Genomic DNA, 19,833 nt, shown 5'->3' on the forward strand with positions numbered 1-19,833 from the left:
TCTCGTACGACCGGAAGCGCCCGTTCGGGAGACGTGCCGCCCCGTCTCCGGGAGGCGTCCCGGGTGGCGACCAGCCGTTCCGGGCGGGGCCCCGGCGGGCGACCAGCCGTGCCGGGCGGGGGCCCGGGGGCGGGCCGCGCCCCTCAGGCGGCGGCGGACCCGTCGCGCTCGCAGACGAAGATCGCCGTGCCCGGGATCAGGTTCCCGCGCAGGGGCGACCAGCCGCCCCACTCCTGTCCGTTCCACGCCGGCCACTCCGGCTCGACCAGGTCCACCAGGCGGAAGCCGCCCGCCACCACGTCGCGCACCCGGTCGCCCAGGGTGCGGTGGTGCTCGACGTAGACCGCGCGGCCCTCCTCGTCCTGTTCGACATAGGGGGTCCGGTCGAAGTAGGAGGCCGAGACGGACAGCCCCTCGGGGCCCGGCTCGTCGGGAAAGGCCCACCGCAGCGGATGGGTCACCGAGAACACCCACCGGCCGCCGGGCCTGAGCACCCGCCGCACCTCGCGGAAGACCCTGACGGGATCGGCCACGAACGGCACGGCGCCGTAGGCGGAGCAGGCGAGGTCGAAGGTCCCGTCCCGGAAGGGCAGCGTCCCGGCGTCCGCCTGGACGAGCGGGAGGTCCCCGCCGATGCGCAGGGCGTGCTGGAGCTGCCGGTGCGAGAGGTCGAGGGCCACCGGCATCGCGCCCTGCGCGGCCAGCCAGCGCGAGCACTGCGCGGCGCCGGCGCCGATCTCCAGGACGCGCAGCCCCTTCAGTGAGGACGCCGGCCCGAGCAGCGCGGCCTCGGCCTCGTCGAGGCCCTCGGGGCCCCAGACGAACCGGTCGTCGCCGAGGAAGGTGCCGTGGTCCTGCTGGTACTCGTCCGCGTTCCGGTCCCACCAGCCGCGGTTCGCCCGGCTGCTCTCCGCGTCCCCGGCGTCACGGCGGGTCGCTTCCGGTTCAACATCTTGGCTCATGGTCACCGTCGTTGTAGTTTGCGTACCCCGCGCCACGGACGGCCCGGACGGGGCCATCGTGGCCTCGGAAGACATTAGTTGTGCCGGGATTGCGGACTTCCACCCCGGGTGGGCGGCTTCGCGCATTGACCCTGTCCGGCTGCCCCCGTATGCTACAAGTTGCGCTGCGGGCCTGCGCGCCTCAGACGGAGCAGGCCGCGCTCGCATCTGTATGTATCCCTCGGTTCACGAGGCGCCCCGGGTTCTCCCGGTCGGCGCTTCCTAAGCTGTCCGGCTTCTGCAGCTGCGATACGGGCTCTCGGCGTAGCAGTACCTACGACTTCAATGTCCGTACCGGAGCCCTTTCCCACATGACGAGCAGCACCGAGACCACCGCCACCACCCCGCAGGTTGCGGTCAACGACATCGGTAACGAGGAAGCCTTCCTCGCCGCGATCGACGAGACGATCAAGTACTTCAACGACGGCGACATCGTCGACGGCGTCATCGTGAAGGTCGACCGGGACGAGGTCCTGCTCGACATCGGTTACAAGACCGAAGGTGTCATCCCGAGCCGCGAGCTCTCGATCAAGCACGACGTCGACCCGAACGAGGTCGTCAAGGTCGGCGACGAGATCGAAGCCCTTGTTCTCCAGAAGGAGGACAAGGAAGGCCGCCTGATCCTCTCGAAGAAGCGCGCCCAGTACGAGCGTGCCTGGGGCACCATCGAGAAGATCAAGGAAGAGGACGGCATCGTCACCGGTACCGTCATCGAGGTCGTCAAGGGTGGTCTCATCCTCGACATCGGCCTCCGTGGCTTCCTGCCGGCCTCCCTCGTCGAGATGCGCCGTGTCCGCGACCTCCAGCCCTACGTGGGCAAGGAGCTCGAGGCCAAGATCATCGAGCTGGACAAGAACCGCAACAACGTGGTCCTGTCCCGCCGTGCCTGGCTGGAGCAGACCCAGTCCGAGGTCCGCCAGACGTTCCTCACCACCCTGCAGAAGGGTCAGGTCCGGTCCGGCGTCGTCTCCTCGATCGTCAACTTCGGTGCCTTCGTGGACCTGGGTGGCGTCGACGGTCTCGTGCACGTCTCCGAGCTGTCCTGGAAGCACATCGACCACCCGTCCGAGGTTGTCGAGGTCGGCCAGGAGGTCACCGTCGAGGTTCTCGACGTGGACATGGACCGCGAGCGTGTCTCCCTGTCGCTGAAGGCGACGCAGGAGGACCCGTGGCAGCAGTTCGCCCGGACGCACCAGATCGGTCAGGTCGTCCCGGGTAAGGTCACCAAGCTGGTTCCGTTCGGTGCGTTCGTCCGCGTGGACGAGGGCATCGAGGGTCTGGTCCACATCTCCGAGCTGGCCGAGCGCCACGTGGAGATCCCGGAGCAGGTCGTCCAGGTCAACGACGAGATCTTCGTCAAGGTCATCGACATCGACCTCGAGCGCCGCCGCATCAGCCTCTCGCTGAAGCAGGCCAACGAGTCCTTCGGTGCCGACCCGGCCTCGGTCGAGTTCGACCCGACCCTGTACGGCATGGCCGCGTCCTACGACGACCAGGGCAACTACATCTACCCCGAGGGCTTCGACCCCGAGACCAACGACTGGCTCGAGGGCTTCGAGACCCAGCGTGAGGCGTGGGAGACGCAGTACGCCGAGGCGCAGCAGCGCTTCGAGCAGCACCAGGCCCAGGTCATCAAGTCCCGCGAGGCCGACGAGGCCGCTGCTGCCGAGGGTGGCGCCGCCGCTCCGGCCGCCGCGCCCGCCGGTGGCGGCTCCTACTCCTCGGAGTCGGACGACAACTCCGGCGCCCTGGCGTCGGACGAGGCGCTCGCCGCGCTGCGCGAGAAGCTGGCCGGCGGCCAGAGCTGACGCTCTGATCCCGGGCTGTCACAGCAGCTGACGCACAAGGCCCGCTCCCTTCGGGGGGCGGGCCTTGTGCCGTTTACGCACAGGGGGCGACGGGAGCGCCGCCCGGTCAGGGCGTGACGGCGATGTTCGTCAGCCCCTTGCCGCCGGTGACCGTGTTGCTCGCGTGGACGGTCGTGGTGCAGCCGGCGCTCTGGTTGGTGACGTACACGGCGAGTTGCTTCGCGCCGCTCGCCCCGCTCAGGTCGGAGCGGTTGCCGCGGAAGACGGTCCCGCAGCCCCAGCCGCTCTGCTGTGTGTGCGTCTCGAAGCCGTTGTTCGTGGTGTTCTTCCCGGTGTTGTTCTCGACGAGGACGCCGTTGCCCTTCACGTCGACCCAGGAGTCGTCGTAGTTCGCCCCGGTCAGGCCCCGCCCGTCGAAGGTGTTGCCGATGATCCTCGCCCCGGTCGTCCCCTCCTTGATGTCCACCGCCTCGCCGCCGACGTCCGGGCCGATGACGTTGCCGATGATCTGGGCGTTGTCGCTGCGGTCGGACGTACCGCCGGCCGAGCCGACGTAGATCCCCTCGCCCATGCCCCGGCCGTCGTTGCCGGTGTCGTATATGCGCGAGTTCCTGACGATGCCGTCGCGGCTGGACGTGCGGAAGTGGATCCCCTCCATGTCCAGGCCGTGCACGGTGACCGACTCGATGATCACGTTGTCGGCCGCGTCCGTCATGATGCCCTTCTGGCCGCCTGTGACGGTGACACCGCGGACGGTCCAGTACGAGGCGCCGTTGAGGTGCAGCCCGTAGCCGCCGCCGGCCTTCAGCACCGCTCGTGACGAGCCGGTCAGGGTGATGCGGGAAGCGGACGTGCCGTCGACCGTGGCCTTGAAGTTTCCGGTGTAGGTGCCGTCGGCGAGCTGGATGGTGTCGCCCGGCCGGGCCGCCGCCAGAGCCGACTTGAGCTCCGCCGCGGTGTCCACGTCGATGACCGCGGACGCCGTGGACACCGTGGCAGCAGGCGCGGTCAGTACCGGACCGGCGACCGCGAGGGCGGGGGCGAGGAGCAGGGGGAGCAGGTCTCGGGTGCGCATGGGGGTGCCTTCCTGTCGGTTCGAGAGTTCTCGTACATGAACAGAGGGCGCGTCCGTGAATGTGTGCTGCTCCGAGACGGTAAGGACACCCCGTGGGGGTGTCAAGGTCTAGACCAGAGCGGGAGGCCCGTGCCGCCCCGCCCGAACCCGCCGCCCGTCGGCGGGTGTTCGGCTCGCGTCCCGGGAATGCGCGGCCCCGACCAGGTGTTACGTCTGTTGGACACGAGGAGGAGCGGTAACCGTGGATGATCCGCAGGGGCTGTACGAATGGGACCCGAAGGGGCTCGCGGTCGTCGACACGGCGCTCGCGCAGGAGTCGGCGGGCCTCGTCATGCTGTACCACTTCGAGGGCTACATCGACGCGGGAGAGACCGGCGAGCAGATCGTCGAGAACGTACTGGACTCGCTTCCGCACCAGGTGGTGGCGCGCTTCGACCACGACAAGCTGGTGGACTACCGTGCCCGCCGGCCGCTGCTGACCTTCCGCCGTGACCGCTGGGCCGCCTACGACACCCCGACGCTGGAGGTCCGGCTCGTCCAGGACGCCACCGGTGCGCCCTTCCTGCTGCTGTCCGGCCCCGAGCCGGACGTCGAGTGGGAGCGCTTCGCGGCCGCGGTCCGCCAGATCGCAGAACGCCTGCGGGTCAGGCTGGCCGTCAACTTCCACGGCATTCCCATGGGCGTGCCGCACACCCGGCCCGTCGGGCTCACCCCGCACGGCAACCGCACGGACCTCGTGCCGGGCCACCGCAGCCCGTTCGACGAGGCGCAGGTGCCCGGCAGTGCCGAGGCGCTCGTCGAGTACCGGCTGATGGAGGCGGGGCACGACGTGCTCGGCGTGGCCGCGCACGTCCCCCACTACGTCGCGCGCTCCTCCTACCCGGACGCCGCGCTCACCGCCCTGGAGGCCATCACGGCCGCGACGGGACTGGTGCTGCCCGGCATCGCCCATGCCCTGCGTACCGCCGCCCACCGGACCCAGACGGAGATCGAGCGGCAGATCGGCGAGGGCGACGAGGAACTGATCGCGCTCGTCCAGGGGCTGGAGCACCAGTACGACGCAGTCGCCGGGGCCGAGACCCGGGGCAGCCTGGTGGCCGAGCCCGTCGACCTGCCCTCCGCCGACGAGATCGGCCTCGAGTTCGAGCGCTTCCTGGCGGAGCGCGAAGGCGACTCCGGCTGATCGGCTAGGCTGCGTCCGCCGTCCTCCGCCCTCTCCCGGCGGAGCCGGCGGGATCGGTGCGCGGACACGCGGCCGCCGGTCCGGCAGTCGCCCCGCGCCGGACGGGGAATCGTCGAACGAGTGGAGGCGCGGCCGTGCTGACCGTGGGCCTGACCGGAGGCATCGGTGCCGGGAAGAGTGAGGTGTCCCGGCTGTTCGTCTCGTACGGCGCCGTACTCGTCGACGCCGACAGGATCGCGCGCGAGGTCGTGGAGCCCGGTACGCCCGGCCTGGCGGCCGTCGTCGAGGCGTTCGGCCGGGAGGTACTCACTCCGCAGGGCGCGCTCGACCGGCCGAAGCTCGGCTCCGTCGTCTTCAGCGACCCCGAGCGCCTCGCGACGCTGAACGCGATCGTCCACCCCCTGGTCGGTGCGCGCTCGCGCGAGCTGGAGGCCGCGGCCGGCCCGGACGACGTGGTCGTCCACGACGTGCCCCTGCTCATGGAGAACGGTCTGGCGGAGCTCTACGACGTCGTCGTGGTCGTCGACGCCTCCCCGGAGACGCAGCTCGACCGGCTGGTCCGGCTGCGCGGAATGTCCGAATCCGACGCCCGGGCCCGGATGGCGGCGCAGGCCACGCGGGAAGAGCGGCGGGCGGTCGCCGACCTCGTCATCGACAACGACGGGCCGCTGGGCGAGCTGGAGCCCCAGGTCCGCAAGGTCTGGGACGAGCTCAGCCGCCGGGCCGCCGCGCGGTAGGGCGCTCGGGCGCCTCGGCGTCCCGTGCTCCGCTGCCTGCTTCCCCGGCGGCGGAATACCGTCGTTCCCGCCGGTGTTGGAAAGCGGCGAGCGAGGGGAAGGATCCGAGCGTGCCCGACACCACTCCGGAGACGCACGTCATCGACTACCGCGCGGCCGAGCAGTTGCTGGCCGCGAGGGACCCGCGTGGCGCCGTGAAGCTGCTCGACTCCGTCATCGCGGCGCACCCCGAGCACACGGCCGCCCGCCTGCTCCGCGCCCGTGCCTTCTTCGCGGCCGCCCAGCTGCGGCCGGCCGAGCTGGAATTCGAACTCGTCCTGGAGCGCGAGCCGGACAACGCCTTCGCCCACTTCGCGCTCGCCCGGACCTTCGAGCGCTCGGGCAGGCCCGAGCAGGCGAGGCGCCACTTCCGGCTCGCCGCCGCGCTGGACCCGAACCCGGAGTACCTGCGAGCCGCGCGCTTCGACGCCGACTGAGCCGCCGCACGGCCCGGGACGGCCGACGGCCGGGTCAGTGGTGGTCCGGTTCGTGGGGCGGCACCGCCGCACGGTCGGGGTCAGTGGTGGTCCGGCTCGTACGGAGGCACGTCGCGGCCCGGCTGGTAGTGGGGACCCTGCCGGATGTGGCGTGTCACCAGGGTGATGTCCACGACCGTGACGAGGAAGATCACCCCGCAGAGGACGGCCCACCCGGGATGGTCCGTGAGCGCGAAGGCGGCCGTCGCCGCTCCGGCCCAGACGAGCCCCCAGATCCCGAGCCCCAGCCGGAGCCGCAGCGGACTGCGGGCGTTGACCGGTTCGTTTCCACTGCGCATCGCAATCGCCCCTTCCCCTCCAGCATGGACCCGTGCACCCCCTGTGCGGCAGGGGTGGCGGGGGCCGCGCGATCCACGGCGCGGGCCGGGTGGTCACGGGTCGGGACGGTCGTACAGGCGTGAACCTTCAAGATGGGGGCATAACGGGCATACCGTAGTAGTGAACCCAGTCGTTGGGAACCGTGGTCGGACGACAGGGGGTGCCTCCCATGGTCGAGGAACTGGTGGTGGCGGGATGCGCCGCCGTGGCCGGGTGCGCCGTGTACGCGATGGCCGCCGCCCGGGTCGTCAAGCAGTACGAGAGGGGCGTGATCTTCCGCCTCGGGCGGCTGCGCCGGGAGGTGCGCGAGCCGGGGTTCACGCTCATCGTTCCCGCGATCGACCGCATGCACAAAGTCAACATGCAGATCGTGACGATGCCCGTGCCCGCCCAGGAGGGCATCACCCGGGACAACGTCACCGTGCGCGTGGACGCGGTGGTCTACTTCCGCGTCATCGACGCGCCGAACGCCCTCGTGGAGGTCGAGGACTACCGGTTCGCCGTCTCGCAGATGGCCCAGACGTCGCTGCGGTCGATCATCGGCAAGAGCGACCTGGACGACCTGCTGTCCAACCGCGAGAAGCTCAACGAGGGACTGGAGCTGATGATCGACAGTCCCGCGGTCGGATGGGGCGTGCAGATCGACCGTGTGGAGATCAAGGACGTGTCGCTGCCCGAGGCGATGAAGCGCTCCATGGCACGCCAGGCCGAGGCCGACCGTGAGCGGCGCGCCCGTGTGATCAACGCCGACGCGGAGCTCCAGGCGTCGAAGAAGCTGGCGGAGGCGGCGGGGGAGATGTCCCGCCAGCCCGCCGCCCTGCAACTGCGGCTGCTGCAGACCGTGGTCGCCGTCGCGGCCGAGAAGAACTCCACCCTCGTCCTGCCGTTCCCGGTGGAACTGCTGCGGTTCCTGGAACGGGCCCAGCAGCCCGCGGGCGCCCAGCCGGCGCCCCCGGCGTCCCCGGGTGCCGGGCCACCGGAGGGCACGCCCGCCGCGGAGACCGGGACGGAGGCAACCACCGCGCCCCCGCAGGCGATCGGGCCGCCGGTCGCGGCGCCCGGGCTGGCCGGCGGACTCACCGAGGCGCTGTCCGAGGGGTTCCGCCGGGCCATGGCCGACAACCGTACGGAGGCCGCCCCGGCGGCGCCCCGGCCCCGGGCCGAGCCGCCCGGTGAGCAGCCGCCCGACGGAGCGGCGCCGCCCTCCGCACCGTCCGCCGCGTGAGACGTGCCCGGCCGTCCGCCGTGTGTGCCGCCCCGCGCCGGCCCCGCAGCCTGCGGGGTCGGCGCGGCGCGGTGTCCCGGGCCGGGTGAAGTACCAGGTCAGCGACGTGTGCCGAAGCATTGTCAGACCCCGCCCGTATGGTCGTCGAGTCGGTGTGGTGCCGCACCGGCAGATCCTGTGAGGGGGTGATCCCGATGGCCGCGGACGTCGCGTCGCCGACCGAGCCGCCCGCCGGTGCGACGAGCGCCGCGCTGCGGCGCTGCGCAGCAGTCTTCCTCCCCGGCGCGCTGCCGCGTGACGGCCGGATCGCCTTCTGGGACCCGGAGGGCGGCGAGGTCCCCGGCGCCGACGGCCGGATCACCGTCGTGCGGCCGCACGGCACCGGAGTGCGCAGCCGCAGCGTGCCCGCCCGCACCCTGCCCGTCGCCGAAGCCGCCCCCCTCCTCGCCCGGGCCCGCCGGGATCCCGCCGCCCACCCGGCCGCGGCCTGCTGGGGCGCCGCGGTGCTCCACGCCCTCCACCTCGCCGCCCGCGGAAGGCTGCTCCCCGGCCTGACCGCGAGCGACCACGACGCCTGGCGCGCCGGCCCGCTCGACGCCGACGACATCGCGCACCTGCGGGCGGTGGCCGCCGCCATGCCGCCCGAGGCCCACGCCGTCCCCCTGCCCGGCTTCTCTCCGCTCCAGCTGCCCGAGCCGGAGGCGCTCGTACGGCAGCTCTTCGACGCCGTCGCCGACAGCCTCCCGCGCACACCGGCGGCCGCCCACGCGGCGGGCGAGCCCTTCGCGGCCCAGGCCGCGCAGCACCTGCCCCGGGCCCGGGCCTGGGCGGCCGAGGCCGCGGCCGGCATGGACGCGGGGGTGCGGGTGTCGCTGCGCCTCGACCTCTCCGCCTACGACCTCTTCGACACCAGCGCGGACGGCGGCGAGGAGCCCCGCCGCGCCGCCACCGCGCTGGTGCAGGTGCACAGCCTCGCCGATCCGACCCTGGTGACGGACGCCGGCCGGCTGTGGGCGGGCGAGGGCGAGGAGCACTTCGGGCCGCGCGCCCGGGTCGACGCCATGCTGGCGCTCCGCAGGGCCGGCCGGGTCTGGCCCCCGCTGAACAGGCTGCTGGAGCAGGACGTCCCCGACGTCCTGCCGCTGTCGGAGGACGAGCTGTACGAGCTGCTGGGCCCCGGCGCGGCCCGCCTCGACGCGGCGGGAATCGCCGTGCACTGGCCCAGGGAGCTGGTCCGCTCGCTCACCGCCGCCGCGGTGGTGAGACCCGCGCCCGGGTCCGCGACCGACGGCACCGCCTTCTTCGACAGCACCGCCCTGCTGGCGTTCGACTGGCAGCTCGCCCTGTCCGGCGACCCGCTCACCGAGGGCGAGATGGACGCCCTCGCCGAGTCCCACCGCCCCATCGTGCGCCTGCGCGACCAGTGGGTCGTCGTCGACCCGGACCTCGTACGCAAGGCCCGCAAGAGGGAGTTGGGCCTGCTCGAACCCGTCGACGCGCTGGCCGTCGCCCTCACCGGGACGGCAGAGGTGGACGGCGAGACGGTGGAGGCCGTGCCCACCGGAGCGCTCGCCGCCCTCCGGGACAGGCTGACCACGGGCGCCGCCCCCGTGCGGGCTCCCGCAGGGCTCGCGGCCACCCTGCGCGACTACCAGCTCCGCGGCCTGGCATGGCTGGACATGATGACCGGGCTCGGCCTCGGCGGCTGCCTCGCCGACGACATGGGCCTGGGCAAGACCGTCACCGTGATCGCCCTGCACCTGCGCCGGGCCCGGCAGGCGCCGACCCTGGTCGTCTGCCCGGCCTCCCTCCTCGGCAACTGGCAGCGGGAGATCACCCGGTTCGCCCCCGGCGTCCCCGTGCGCCGCTACCACGGCGCCGACCGCTCCCTCGACGGCACCGCCGGCGGCTTCGTCCTCACCACCTACGGCACCCTGCGCACCAGCGCCGAACAACTCGCCGCACAGAGCTGGGGCATGGTCGTCGCCGACGAGGCCCAGCACGTGAAGAACCCGTTCTCCGCGACGGCCAAGGCCCTGCGGACCATCCCCGCCCCCGCCCGCGTCGCCCTCACCGGCACCCCCGTGGAGAACAACCTCTCCGAGCTGTGGGCCCTGCTGGACTGGACGACCCCCGGGCTGCTCGGCCCGCTCAAGGCGTTCCGCGCACGTCATGCCCGCATCGTCGAGAACGGAGAGGACGATCAGGCCGCCGACCGCCTCGCCCGGCTCGTCCGCCCCTTCCTGCTGCGGCGCCGGAAGTCGGACCCGGGCATCGTCCCGGAGCTGCCCCCGAAGACGGAGACCGACCACCCGGTCCCCCTCACCCGCGAGCAGGCGTCCCTCTACGAGGCCGTGGTGCGCGAGACGATGGCGGCCGTCGAGGCGGCGGAGGGGATGGCACGCCGCGGCCTGGTGATGAAGCTCCTCACCGCCCTCAAGCAGATCTGCAACCACCCCGCCCAGTTCCTCAAGGAGCACGGCAAGGGCTACGGCACACGCTTCGCCGCGGGCGCCGGCACGACCAGACTCACCGGCCGCTCAGGCAAACTCGCCCTCCTCGACGAACTGCTGGAGACCATCCTCGCCGAGGACGGATCGGTCCTGGTCTTCACCCAGTACGTGGCCATGGCCCGCCTGCTCTCCGACCACCTGTCCTCCCGGGCCGTCCCCAGCCAGCTGCTCCACGGCGGCACCCCCGTCGCCGAACGGGAGCGCATGGTCGACCGCTTCCAGTCCGGCGAGGTCCCGGTGTTCATCCTGTCGCTCAAGGCCGCGGGCACCGGGCTCAACCTGACCCGGGCCGGTCATGTCGTCCACTTCGACCGCTGGTGGAACCCCGCGGTCGAGGAGCAGGCCACCGACCGTGCCTATCGCATCGGCCAGACCCAGCCGGTACAGGTGCACCGGCTCGTCGCCGAAGGCACGGTCGAGGACCGCATCGCCGAGATGCTTGCCGCCAAGCGGGCCCTCGCCGACGCGGTGCTCGGTTCCGGGGAGGCCGCGCTCACCGAGCTGACCGACCGCGAGCTCGCCGATCTCGTCTCCCTCCGGAGGCCGTCATGACGCCCCGCCCCGGCGGGCCCCGCCGTTCCGCCCTCCGGGCCCACCCGTCGCACGACGACCTGCGCCGCACCTTCTCCGCCGCCGAGCTCGCCGGCGACCTGCCGCCCGCCACCTGGTGGGGCCACGCCTGGGTCGAGGCCCTGGAGGACACCGCCCTCGACCCGGCCCGCCTCGAACGCGGCCGCGGCTACGCGGGACGCGGCAACGTCGCGTCGATCACCGTGACACCCGGCAGGGTCACGGCCTATGTGCAGGGCAGCCGGGCGCGCCCGTACCGCGCCGAGATCCGCATGCGCACCCTCGGCGACGACGAGTGGGAGGAACTCCTCGACGCCGCGGCGGCCCGCCCCGACCACATCGCCGCACTGCTCGACAAGGACGTCCCGCACACCCTGGCCGCTGCCGCCGACCTGCTCCCCGCCCCGGGCGACCTCGTCCCGGACTGCTCCTGTCCCGACGACGGCTACCCGTGCAAGCACGCCGCGGCGCTCTGCTACCGCACGGCCGCGATCCTCGACGAGGATCCGTTCGTCCTGTTCCTGATGCGCGGCCGGGGGGAGCGCGAGATCCTCTCGGCCCTCGCCCGCCGCAACGCGGGCCGGTCCGTCGCGGAGCGCGCTCCCTCCGCGGCCCCGACACCCGGCGTCTCCGCACGCGATGCCGTCCGTACGGCCGGCCGGCCGCCGCTGCCCCCGCCGTTCCCGCCGCCCGCCCGGCCGGGCCGCCCACCCGCCTACCCCGGCGCGCCCGGAGCTCCCGACCCCTTCGCGCTCGACCTCCTCGCCACCGAGGCCGCCGCCCGCGCCCACGCCCTGCTCACCACCGGCACCGACCCGGTCGCCGGACTGACCCCCTGGCAGGACGCCGTCCGCCTGGCCGCCGCGCACCCGGGCTCGGGACTGACCGCCTCCACCCGTGCCCTGTACCGCGACCTCGCCGCGGCGACGGACCGCACGCCCACGGATCTGGCCCGGGCCGTGGCCGCCTGGCGCCAGGGCGGCGAGGCCGCCCTGCGCGTGCTGGAGGAGCCGTGGGACCCGCCGGCCGGCCCCTTCGACCGTGCCCGCCCCGCCCTCGCCGCCGCCGGTCTGCCGCCCTTCCGGCCCTGGCGCAACCAGCTCTCCGCGCCGGCGCTCCAGCTCCGCCTCGGCAGGGACGGCCTCTGGTACGGCTACGAGTCCGACACCGGCCGTGAGGACTGGTGGCCCCGGGGTTCGCCCGACGCGGACCCGGTCGGCGCCCTCACCACGCTCATGGCCCGCTGAGCGGGGTGCGGCGCCCGTGGGCGCCCGGCGGCCGCCCCGGTCCGCCCGGCAGCCGACCGTGACCGCCCCGGAGCGAGCCGCCCCGGCCCGCCCGGCAGCCGACCGGGTCGGTCCTGGGGTCGGCCCGGTGGGTCGCCCCGGTCCGCCCCGGGATCAGAAGTCCGCGAGGGTCGGCTCGTCGAGACGGGCCACCGAGTCCTGGGTGTAGGAGCGCACATAGGCGTCCCGGATCGCCTCGATGACGGGGAAGCGCCGCGACGCCTCGGACGCCGGGTAGAGCAGGATCAGTTCGTAGGACCGCTCCCGTTCGATGGCGCCCCGGGAGTCCCGCCACTGCCCGCGGCCCTCCTGGATGGTGAGGCCGTCCGGGAAGCCGGGGGTGACATGGCGGTCGACGAAGGCCATGAACTGCGCGTCCGTCACGTCGGGGCCGCCGTCGGGGCGCTCGGTCCCGAAGAAGAGCCGTGTCTCGACGTAGCGTTCGCCCCGCACGGCGGTGGTGGCGGGGGCGATGGACACGGTGCGGTCGGTTCCCAGACCGGCCTGCGCGGTGGGTGCGGCCACGGCCAGGACGGCGATGGCCGCGCCCACGCCGGCGAGCAGCGTGCGCTGCTTCACGGAGCGCGGCAGCGGACGCGACAGCTTCGGGGAGGGCACGGATCGATCCCTTTCGTTCGGTTCCGGCCGAACGGCCCGGTGCCGGCCGGCGCCCCACTGTGTCAACGCCCGTGCCCCGCAAGCCGGTCGGATCACCGGGGGCGGGGGTAAACCACCCGCATGAGCGCAAGCCGCTCCCACCTGCGTGACGAGGACCGCCCGGCCCCTGCGGGGCGAATCGGCGCCCTGCGGGCGGAGTTGGCGGAAGCGAAGATTCCGCCCGATCGGTGCGACGGCGGGCGCGTTCGACACCACGCTCACACGGACGGGTGAATGCCTCGTGCGGCAGAACCCATGGGTGCCCGCCGCGTTATTCCCGGTGCGGGCGAGTGTCCCGCGAACCAGATGCGAAGGCAGGGAACCATGAGGCAGGTTCACCGCAAGGGCCTGGCCACCGTGATGCTCACGGGTGGCGTGCTGGCGATGGCCACCGGTCACGCGCAGGCGGACTCCCACGCGGGCGGCGCCGCCGCCGGATCGCCCGGTGTGCTGTCCGGCAACGCGGTGCAGCTTCCCGTGCACGTCCCGGTCAACGTCTGTGGCAACACCGTCAACGTCGTCGGCCTGCTCAACCCCGCCGCGGGCAACTCCTGCGCCAATGTGTCGCGGGGCGGGGGCGGCGGTGCGCAGTCAGGCCACACCGACGAGGCCGTGGAGGGCGGCGGCACCGGGACCTCCGGCGTGGGTACCCACAACGGCGGCGGCGCGGCGGCGGAGGGCGACAGCGCCGGTTCCCCGGGCGTGCTCTCCGGCAACGGCGTCAAGCTGCCGGTCGACCTCCCGGTCAACCTCAGCGGCAACTCGGTGAACGTCGTCGGCATCGGCAACCCGTCCATCGGCAACACCTCGGTGAACGACTCGGGCGAGCCCCCGAAGACGCTGCCGATCACGCCCCCGAAGGCCGTCCCGCCGGCGAAGCCCGCCCCGCAGGGCGACGACGTCGTCGAGGCGCCGGAGCCCGCGGGCGAGTCTCTCGCCCAGACCGGTGCCGGCGCGCTCGGCCTCGTCGTGCCCGCCGGTGCGGCCATGCTGCTCGGCGGCGCGGTTCTCTACCGGCGCTTCCGCCCGTCCCAGGGCGGCCTCGGAGCCTGATCGGTCCCGTGCCGCCGGGGCTGCCGGCGGCACGGGAGCAGCCGGTGCACGCCAGGGGGCGCGGGCGCCCCGAGGGCCGGGCGGACCAGCCGCGGCGGCCAAGCGGTCCAGCGATCATGCGGCCCGGAGGCCGCGCCCCGGCCGCCCCCGATTGCCAAGCGGCCCGGAGGCCGCGCCTCCGGCCGCCCCGGCCCCCAGCCCTCGGGCCTCCAGGCGGCTTGATTGCCGCCCCCAGCCCCCAGCCCCCAGCCCCCGACCGCCGAGGGCCCGGCGACCGAGTTCCCGGCCTCCGACCGCCAAGGGCCCGGCGACCGAGCCCCCGGGCCCCGACCGCCAGGCGGCTCGACGGCGGAGTCCCCGGCCTGAGCCCCCCGGGCCTCCGGGTCCCGATGGCTGAGTCCCCGGCCTACGCCCCCGGGCCTCCGGGTCCCGACGGCTGAGTCCCCGGCCTACGCCCCCCGGGCCTCCACGCAGCTCGACGCCGCGCCGGTCACCCGGAGTGCCCCCGGCGGGAGTCGTCCGCCGGGGACTCCGCCGTCGGGCGGCCGGTGCGAGCAGCGTGACCCGAGGTGCCGGTGGTGCCCGGGGTGCCGGTGGCGCCTGCGCGCCAGGCGGCCAGCACCGCGTCGATCGTCGCGGCGACCCGGGACCGTGCCGCGCGGCGCTCCACGCCGGCCATGAGCATCGCGTCGTACGGGGTGTCCAGATGGCGCACCGACGCCCGCACCGCGGCCGTGACCGCCCCTTCGTCGAGCGACCGGCCGGCGGCGGTACGCCCCACCCGCCCGCTGCCGCGCACCGAGGCGTGGGCGGCGATCTCCGCGGCCCGTTCGGCCGGGGAACAGCCGCCGGATCTCGGCGGCCAGACCGGCGGTGACGTGCGCGTCCGCCGCCGCCCGCCGCTCCGCGTCACGGGCCCGCCGCCGCGCACGCGCCTCGGCGTCGGCGAGGCACGCCGCCTCCGCGGCGGCGAGCGCCTGCTCCTCCACCAGCAGCCCCTGGCGCTCCCAGCGACGGCGGCGGCGGTTGCGGCGGACGACGACCGCGTGCAGCGAACCGGCCTCACGGGCCCGTCGGGTGAGCGCGGCGTCGCCGCGCGGCAGGAACACCAGGTGGCCGAGGTCGGCGCAGTCCAGGCAGACGGGCAGCCCGGCTTCGACCGCGTGCATCGGCAGCGGCCCCCGGCGGCACTCGGCGCAGTGCCTGCCCCTCGACGGCCTCACGACCACCAGGCCCATACCGGGAAGATACCCACGGTCTAGGCTCGGCTCCCATGACCCTGCGCTGTGCCGTGCTCGACGACTACCAGGACGTCGCGCTCTCCCTCGCGGACTGGTCCGCGCTCGCCCCCTCCGTCGACGTCCGTTCCCTGAGCCGGCATCCGGCCACGGAGGACGAGGTGGTGGAGGCCGTCGGGGACTGCGAGATCCTCGTCGTGATGCGCGAACGCACCCCCCTCACCGCGTCCCTGCTCGCCCGGCTGCCCCGGCTGCGGCTGGTCGTCACCTCCGGTATGCGCAACGCCTCGATCGACCTGGACGCCGCCACCGGGCAGGGCGTCACCGTCTGCGGCACGTCCAGCGGTTCGGCGCCGCCCGCCGAGCTGACCTGGGCACTGATCCTCGGGCTCGCCCGCCAGGTGGTGCCCGAGAGCACGGCACTGCGCGAGGGCGGACCCTGGCAGTCCACGCTCGGCACCGACCTGCGGGGCAGCACCCTCGCCCTGCTGGGGCTCGGCAGGATCGGGGCGCAGGTGGCGGCCGTCGGCCGGGCGTTCGGCATGGAGGTCACCGCGTGGAGCCGCAACCTCACCGAGGAGCGGGCCGCCGCCTGCGGGGCGGTACGCGCCGGATCCCTCGAAGAGCTGCTGGAGGGGGGCGACTTCGTCTCCGTGCACCTGCAGCTCGGCGACCGGACCCGCGGGCTGATCGGTGCCCCGGAGCTGCGCAGGATGCGGCCGAGCGCCTATCTGGTCAACACCTCACGGGCCGCGATCGTCGACCAGGACGCACTCCTCACGGCCCTGCGCGAGGGGTGGATCGCGGGGGCCGGAGCCGATGTCTTCGCCGAGGAGCCGCTGCCCGCCGGCGACCCGCTGCGCACCGTGCCGCGCTTCCTCGGCCTGCCCCACCTCGGCTACGTGACCCGGAACAACTACACGGCCTACTTCCGCGAGGCCGTCGAGGACATCGCCGCCTATCTGGCGGGCGGCCCCGTCCGCGTCCTCGCCGCGCCCGCCGGGACGACCGGCTAGCGCACACCCGGCTAGCGCACCCCCGGCGCCGCGGCGCCGATGAACTCCGAGAGCGTCTCCCGGGCCTGCTCCGAGCGCCGGGAGCGCTCCGGCTCGTCCGGGGCCTCGTGCATGCAGTTGGTGACCTCGAACGCCTCGGCGGCCAGCGCCAGCGCCTGCGGATCGTCGCAGACCAACTGCACCCGGATGAGCGCCTGGTGTGCGCCGGAGCGCAGACGGTAGGAGTCGATGCGCGCGGCCTCGGCGACCGCGCTGCCCGGTGTCTCCTGCGCCCGGTGCCAGCGGTCGTTCTGCCCGCGCCGGTAGTCCACCAGCGCGCCGGCGAAGGCGCTGTAGGCGGTGATCCGTTCCTGGCGGAGCTGCTCCTCGCGGGCGAGCGCGGCGGTGCGTTCGGTGGTCCGGTGCTGGAACAGGTGGGTCGCCACCGAACCCAGCAGGGTGCCCGCGACCGCGATGACGGTGGTCCACATGTGCTTGCTCCAGAGCGGATAATCGTTCGATCAGGCCCCAGCAATCTTGCTACGTTCCTGTCGTGGCGAAACTCAATCAGATCATCGCAGTGGAGAAGGGCGTCAAGTCCAAGGCGCACCAGGACCTGACGGCGGCCCACCACGGGCTCCAGAAGCCCGCGCTGCTCGCCGGTATCTCGCGGACCTACCAGCCCAAGGACGAGGAGGGCGAGCAGTTGCCGCCCGAGTCCACCCGGGTCCAGGTGAAGGCCGAGGACGTGCTGCGCGAGACGGCGAAGACGCTGACCAGGCTCTTCGATGTGACCGCCACCAAGGACTGGGCCAACTGCGCGGCCCGCGCGGACGTGAGCGTGGACGGCCGGGTGCTGGTGGGCGACGTGCCCGTGTCGTATCTGCTCTTCCTGGAGAAGCAGCTCACCGACATCAACACCTTCGTCCGGAAGCTGCCGGTGCTCGACGCGTCCGAGTCCTGGACGCAGGACCCGTCCACCGACGACTGGAAGACGGACGCGGTCCGCACGCTGCGCACCAAGAAGGTGCCCCGCAACCACGTCAAGGCCGAGGCCACCGAGAAGCACCCGGCGCAGGTCGAGGTGTACTACGAGGACATCCCGGTCGGGTACTGGACGACGGTGAAGTTCTCCGGCGCGCTGCCGGCCCGACGGGTCAACGAACTGCTGGAGCGGGTGGAGAAGCTCCAGCAGGCGGTGAAGTTCGCCCGCGAGGAGGCCAACGGCGCCGAGGTCACCGACCAGCGGGTGGGTGACGCCGTGTTCGGCTATCTCTTCGGATAGCCCCATGACTCCCCGGTCCGCCTGTGCGCGGGCCGGGGTGCGCGAGGAGCGCAAAGCTGAAACTGAAGTTCGTCGTGATCACGCGGTGGTGGTGGAGGTTCGAATCCTCCCCCCGGCACTCGTGCCGGGGTGGCCCAAGTCAGGCAGAGGCAGACCGCGTTCAATCTCAGACTATTGCTCCAGACTCAGCATTCGCCGCCGATCGCCGGATCGACCGGACCTGGGCTCCGGACGTCGAATTGCCGGTTCAAGTCCGGCCCGCGCAGCTCGATGCGCGGTGGTCCAAAGGCAGGACGCGACGACATCATGCTGACCCGGGTCCTCAAGCGTGCCGGCGTGCCGAATGGGCGGCATCACAGGGCTCGGGGGTCGGCTACACCCCCGGGCCCGCTCCGTTTCCGCGCTACTGGCGGTAGCCCGCGAGGAACCGGCCGATGCGGCTGATGGCCGCGTCCAGATCGTCGGCGTACGGCAGGGTGAGGATCCGGAAGTGGTCGGTCCGGGGCCAGTTGAAGCCCGTGCCCTGCACGACCTGGATCTTCTCCCGGAGCAGCAGGTCCAGGACGAACTTCTCGTCGTCGTGGATCGGGTGCACCTTCGGGTCGAGCCGCGGGAAGGCGTACAGCGCTCCCTTCGGCTTGACGCAGGAGACGCCGGGGATCTCGTTGAGCTTCTGCCAGGCCCGTTCCCGCTGCTCGTACAGCCTGCCGCCGGGGGCGACCAGTTCCCCGATCGACTGGCGGCCGCCCAGCGCGGCCTGGATGGCGTACTGCGCGGGCGCGTTGGCGCACAGCCGCATCGAGGCCAGCATGGTGAGGCCCTCGATGTAGTTGCGGGCGTGCCCGCGCGGACCGCTGACGACCAGCCAGCCGGAGCGGAAGCCGGCGACCCGGTACGTCTTGGACAGGCCGCCGAAGGTCAGCACGACGAGGTCGGGCGCGAGGGAGGCGGCCGGATAGTGGACCGCGTCGTCGTAGACGATCTGGTCGTAGATCTCGTCGGCGAACACCATCAGGCCGTGCCGGCGGGCGAGGTCGAGGATGCCCTCGACGATCTCGCGCGGGTAGACCGCGCCCGTGGGGTTGTTCGGGTTGATGATCACGACGGCGCGGGTCCGGTCGGTGATCTTCGAGGCCATGTCGGCCAGATCCGGGTACCAGTCCGACTCCTCGTCGCACAGGTAGTGCACCGCCTTGCCGCCGGCGAGCGTGGTCACGGCCGTCCAGAGCGGGAAGTCGGGCGCGGGGATCAGCACTTCGTCGCCGTCCTCCAGCAGCGCCTGGACGGCCATCGAGACGAGTTCGGAGACGCCGTTGCCCAGGAAGACGTCGTCGACGTCGACACCGGTCAGGCCCATCGCCTGGTAGCGCTGCGCCACGGCGCGGCGGGCGGACAGGATGCCGCGCGAGTCCGTGTAGCCGTGCGCCTGCGGCAGCATCCGGATCATGTCCTGGACGATCTCCTCCGGCGCCTCGAAGCCGAAGAGCGCGGGGTTGCCCGTGTTGAGCCGCAGGACGCTGTGACCCGCCTCCTCCAGCGCGTTGGCGTGCTCGATCACCGGACCGCGGATCTCGTAGCAGACCTCGCTGAGTTTGCTCGACTGCCGGAACTCCATGCCGTGGCCTCCCCAGGACTGAATGTCGTACTTGGTTTTACCAAGCATGAGCTTGGAAAGTCCAACAACATGTCTACACTGCGTCGCATGCCACGTGAGACCCGCCGCCGGAGCTACGACCAGTACTGCGCCGCGGCCCGCGCACTCGACGCCGTCGGCGACCGGTGGACGCTGCTCGTCGTCAGGGAGCTGCTGGCCGGTCCCCGCCGCTACACCGACCTCCACGCGGACCTCCCGGGCGTCAGCACCGACGTCCTGGCGTCGCGCCTGAAGGACATGGAGCTGACCGGCCTCGCCGAGCGCCACCGCCTGCCGCCGCCCGCCGCCGCCCACGTCTACGAACTCACCGAACGCGGCCGGGCCCTGCTGCCGGTCCTCGACGCCCTCGCCGTCTGGGGGGCGCCCGCACTCGCCGAGCGCCGCGCCACGGACGCGGTGCGCGCGCACTGGTTCGCGATCCCCCTGCTGGGCGTCCTCGGCGCGACCGCCGCGGGCCGCAGCGGGACGGTCGAGGTCCGCATCGACGAGGGCGTGTTCCATCTGCGCCTGTCCGCGGACGCCCCGCCGTCGTACGGCGACGGCCCCGCCGACGCCCCTGCCGCCGTCCTGACCCTCGCCACGGAGACCTGCACCGCACTGGCCGGCGGGGAGATCACGCCGGCGGAAGCGGTGCGCGCCGGGCGGATCACCGTGGAGGGGGACGCGGCGCTCGTCGGCCTGCCGGACGGAGGGCCCTGA

The 19,833-nt window shown here is 73.2% G+C and carries 17 protein-coding genes, 1 tRNA gene and 1 pseudogene; 12 read left to right on the forward strand and 7 right to left on the reverse strand.

Annotation, left to right across the window (positions count from 1 at the left end):
- Positions 1 to 143: 143 nt before the first annotated feature.
- Positions 144 to 962, reverse strand: coding sequence for a class I SAM-dependent methyltransferase (locus JE024_RS26345; protein ID WP_205375965.1), 819 nt, complete (start codon positions 960 to 962; stop codon positions 144 to 146).
- A 350-nt stretch (positions 963 to 1,312) separates the two neighbouring features.
- Here JE024_RS26345 and rpsA point away from each other — a divergent pair, with 350 nt between their 5' ends.
- Positions 1,313 to 2,809, forward strand: coding sequence for a 30S ribosomal protein S1 (gene rpsA / locus JE024_RS26350; protein WP_187739947.1), 1,497 nt, complete (start codon positions 1,313 to 1,315; stop codon positions 2,807 to 2,809).
- Between the two features lie 106 nt (positions 2,810 to 2,915).
- On the opposite strand, the gene JE024_RS26355 is transcribed toward rpsA, so the two are convergent.
- On the reverse strand, positions 2,916 to 3,884 hold the full coding sequence (locus JE024_RS26355) for a right-handed parallel beta-helix repeat-containing protein (protein WP_205375966.1): 969 nt from the start codon (positions 3,882 to 3,884) through the stop codon (positions 2,916 to 2,918).
- A gap of 241 nt (positions 3,885 to 4,125) precedes the next feature.
- Between JE024_RS26355 and JE024_RS26360 the strand changes: the two genes are divergently transcribed.
- The 3 genes from JE024_RS26360 to JE024_RS26370 all read left to right on the forward strand — a co-directional run bounded on the left by JE024_RS26360 (position 4,126) and on the right by JE024_RS26370 (position 6,280).
- The gene (locus JE024_RS26360) at positions 4,126 to 5,067 is read left to right on the forward strand and encodes a PAC2 family protein (RefSeq protein WP_205375967.1); all 942 of its coding nucleotides are present in this window, start codon (positions 4,126 to 4,128) and stop codon (positions 5,065 to 5,067) included.
- Between the two features lie 134 nt (positions 5,068 to 5,201).
- On the forward strand, positions 5,202 to 5,804 hold the full coding sequence (gene coaE / locus JE024_RS26365; RefSeq protein ID WP_205375968.1) for a dephospho-CoA kinase: 603 nt from the start codon (positions 5,202 to 5,204) through the stop codon (positions 5,802 to 5,804).
- Between the two features lie 110 nt (positions 5,805 to 5,914).
- Positions 5,915 to 6,280 (forward strand): tetratricopeptide repeat protein, encoded by a 366-nt coding sequence (locus JE024_RS26370; RefSeq protein WP_205375969.1) that lies wholly within the window; start codon positions 5,915 to 5,917, stop codon positions 6,278 to 6,280.
- 80 nt (positions 6,281 to 6,360) lie between these two features.
- Here the strand turns inward: JE024_RS26370 and JE024_RS26375 are convergent, their stop codons facing one another.
- Positions 6,361 to 6,618 carry a DUF6343 family protein gene (locus JE024_RS26375; protein ID WP_205375970.1) on the reverse strand — a complete coding sequence of 86 codons (258 nt, stop codon included), beginning with the start codon at positions 6,616 to 6,618 and terminating at the stop codon, positions 6,361 to 6,363.
- Positions 6,619 to 6,827: 209 nt separating this feature from the next.
- On the opposite strand from JE024_RS26375, the gene JE024_RS26380 reads away from it, so the two are divergent.
- From JE024_RS26380 to JE024_RS26390, 3 genes are all read left to right on the forward strand, one after another.
- Entirely contained in the window at positions 6,828 to 7,883 is a 1,056-nt protein-coding gene (locus tag JE024_RS26380; RefSeq protein WP_244883081.1) for a slipin family protein, read from the forward strand.
- A 194-nt stretch (positions 7,884 to 8,077) separates the two neighbouring features.
- The gene (locus JE024_RS26385) at positions 8,078 to 10,948 is read left to right on the forward strand and encodes an SCO1167/SCO6262 family helicase (RefSeq protein ID WP_205375971.1); all 2,871 of its coding nucleotides are present in this window, start codon (positions 8,078 to 8,080) and stop codon (positions 10,946 to 10,948) included.
- Positions 10,945 to 12,213, forward strand: coding sequence for an SWIM zinc finger family protein (locus tag JE024_RS26390; RefSeq protein ID WP_205375972.1), 1,269 nt, complete (start codon positions 10,945 to 10,947; stop codon positions 12,211 to 12,213). Before JE024_RS26385 ends, JE024_RS26390 begins: the two co-directional genes overlap by 4 nt.
- A 153-nt stretch (positions 12,214 to 12,366) precedes the next feature.
- Here the strand turns inward: JE024_RS26390 and JE024_RS26395 are convergent, their stop codons facing one another.
- Positions 12,367 to 12,870 (reverse strand): DUF3574 domain-containing protein, encoded by a 504-nt coding sequence (locus tag JE024_RS26395; protein WP_372449842.1) that lies wholly within the window; start codon positions 12,868 to 12,870, stop codon positions 12,367 to 12,369.
- Positions 12,871 to 13,233: 363 nt separating this feature from the next.
- Here JE024_RS26395 and JE024_RS26400 point away from each other — a divergent pair, with 363 nt between their 5' ends.
- Positions 13,234 to 13,962, forward strand: coding sequence for a chaplin (locus JE024_RS26400; RefSeq protein WP_205375973.1), 729 nt, complete (start codon positions 13,234 to 13,236; stop codon positions 13,960 to 13,962).
- Between the two features lie 490 nt (positions 13,963 to 14,452).
- Here JE024_RS26400 and JE024_RS26405 read toward each other — a convergent pair.
- A pseudogene (locus JE024_RS26405) lies at positions 14,453 to 15,200 on the reverse strand (DUF2293 domain-containing protein).
- A gap of 35 nt (positions 15,201 to 15,235) precedes the next feature.
- On the opposite strand from JE024_RS26405, the gene JE024_RS26410 reads away from it, so the two are divergent.
- Positions 15,236 to 16,216 carry a D-2-hydroxyacid dehydrogenase family protein gene (locus JE024_RS26410; RefSeq protein ID WP_205375974.1) on the forward strand — a complete coding sequence of 327 codons (981 nt, stop codon included), beginning with the start codon at positions 15,236 to 15,238 and terminating at the stop codon, positions 16,214 to 16,216.
- Positions 16,217 to 16,227: 11 nt separating this feature from the next.
- Here the strand turns inward: JE024_RS26410 and kilB are convergent, their stop codons facing one another.
- Positions 16,228 to 16,686, reverse strand: a complete 459-nt coding sequence (gene kilB / locus JE024_RS26415) for a plasmid transfer protein KilB (protein WP_205375975.1) — start codon at positions 16,684 to 16,686, stop codon at positions 16,228 to 16,230.
- A 62-nt stretch (positions 16,687 to 16,748) separates the two neighbouring features.
- Here kilB and JE024_RS26420 point away from each other — a divergent pair, with 62 nt between their 5' ends.
- Together JE024_RS26420 and JE024_RS26425 are read left to right on the forward strand one after the other, a co-directional pair.
- A complete protein-coding gene (locus JE024_RS26420; protein ID WP_205375976.1) occupies positions 16,749 to 17,480 on the forward strand; it encodes a DUF7873 family protein in 732 nt (243 codons plus the stop codon).
- Between the two features lie 31 nt (positions 17,481 to 17,511).
- A tRNA-Phe gene (locus JE024_RS26425) sits at positions 17,512 to 17,598 on the forward strand.
- A 285-nt stretch (positions 17,599 to 17,883) separates the two neighbouring features.
- On the opposite strand, the gene JE024_RS26430 is transcribed toward JE024_RS26425, so the two are convergent.
- A complete protein-coding gene (locus tag JE024_RS26430) occupies positions 17,884 to 19,095 on the reverse strand; it encodes a pyridoxal phosphate-dependent aminotransferase (RefSeq protein ID WP_205376739.1) in 1,212 nt (403 codons plus the stop codon).
- 69 nt (positions 19,096 to 19,164) lie between these two features.
- Between JE024_RS26430 and JE024_RS26435 the strand changes: the two genes are divergently transcribed.
- Positions 19,165 to 19,833, forward strand: coding sequence for a winged helix-turn-helix transcriptional regulator (locus JE024_RS26435; RefSeq protein WP_205375977.1), 669 nt, complete (start codon positions 19,165 to 19,167; stop codon positions 19,831 to 19,833).

It is taken from the genome of Streptomyces zhihengii (genome assembly GCF_016919245.1).
Lineage (GTDB): Bacteria > Actinomycetota > Actinomycetes > Streptomycetales > Streptomycetaceae > Streptomyces > Streptomyces zhihengii.

Coding starts and splice junctions, on each gene's coding strand:
- JE024_RS26345 (WP_205375965.1), bottom strand. CDS start 962: ATGAGCCAAGATGTTGAACCGGAAGCGACCCGCCGTGACGCCGGGGAC.
- rpsA (WP_187739947.1), top strand. CDS start 1,313: ATGACGAGCAGCACCGAGACCACCGCCACCACCCCGCAGGTTGCGGTC.
- JE024_RS26355 (WP_205375966.1), bottom strand. CDS start 3,884: ATGCGCACCCGAGACCTGCTCCCCCTGCTCCTCGCCCCCGCCCTCGCG.
- JE024_RS26375 (WP_205375970.1), bottom strand. CDS start 6,618: ATGCGCAGTGGAAACGAACCGGTCAACGCCCGCAGTCCGCTGCGGCTC.
- JE024_RS26380 (WP_244883081.1), top strand. CDS start 6,828: ATGGTCGAGGAACTGGTGGTGGCGGGATGCGCCGCCGTGGCCGGGTGC.
- JE024_RS26385 (WP_205375971.1), top strand. CDS start 8,078: ATGGCCGCGGACGTCGCGTCGCCGACCGAGCCGCCCGCCGGTGCGACG.
- JE024_RS26390 (WP_205375972.1), top strand. CDS start 10,945: ATGACGCCCCGCCCCGGCGGGCCCCGCCGTTCCGCCCTCCGGGCCCAC.
- JE024_RS26400 (WP_205375973.1), top strand. CDS start 13,234: ATGAGGCAGGTTCACCGCAAGGGCCTGGCCACCGTGATGCTCACGGGT.
- JE024_RS26410 (WP_205375974.1), top strand. CDS start 15,236: ATGACCCTGCGCTGTGCCGTGCTCGACGACTACCAGGACGTCGCGCTC.
- kilB (WP_205375975.1), bottom strand. CDS start 16,686: ATGTGGACCACCGTCATCGCGGTCGCGGGCACCCTGCTGGGTTCGGTG.
- JE024_RS26430 (WP_205376739.1), bottom strand. CDS start 19,095: ATGGAGTTCCGGCAGTCGAGCAAACTCAGCGAGGTCTGCTACGAGATC.
- JE024_RS26435 (WP_205375977.1), top strand. CDS start 19,165: ATGTCTACACTGCGTCGCATGCCACGTGAGACCCGCCGCCGGAGCTAC.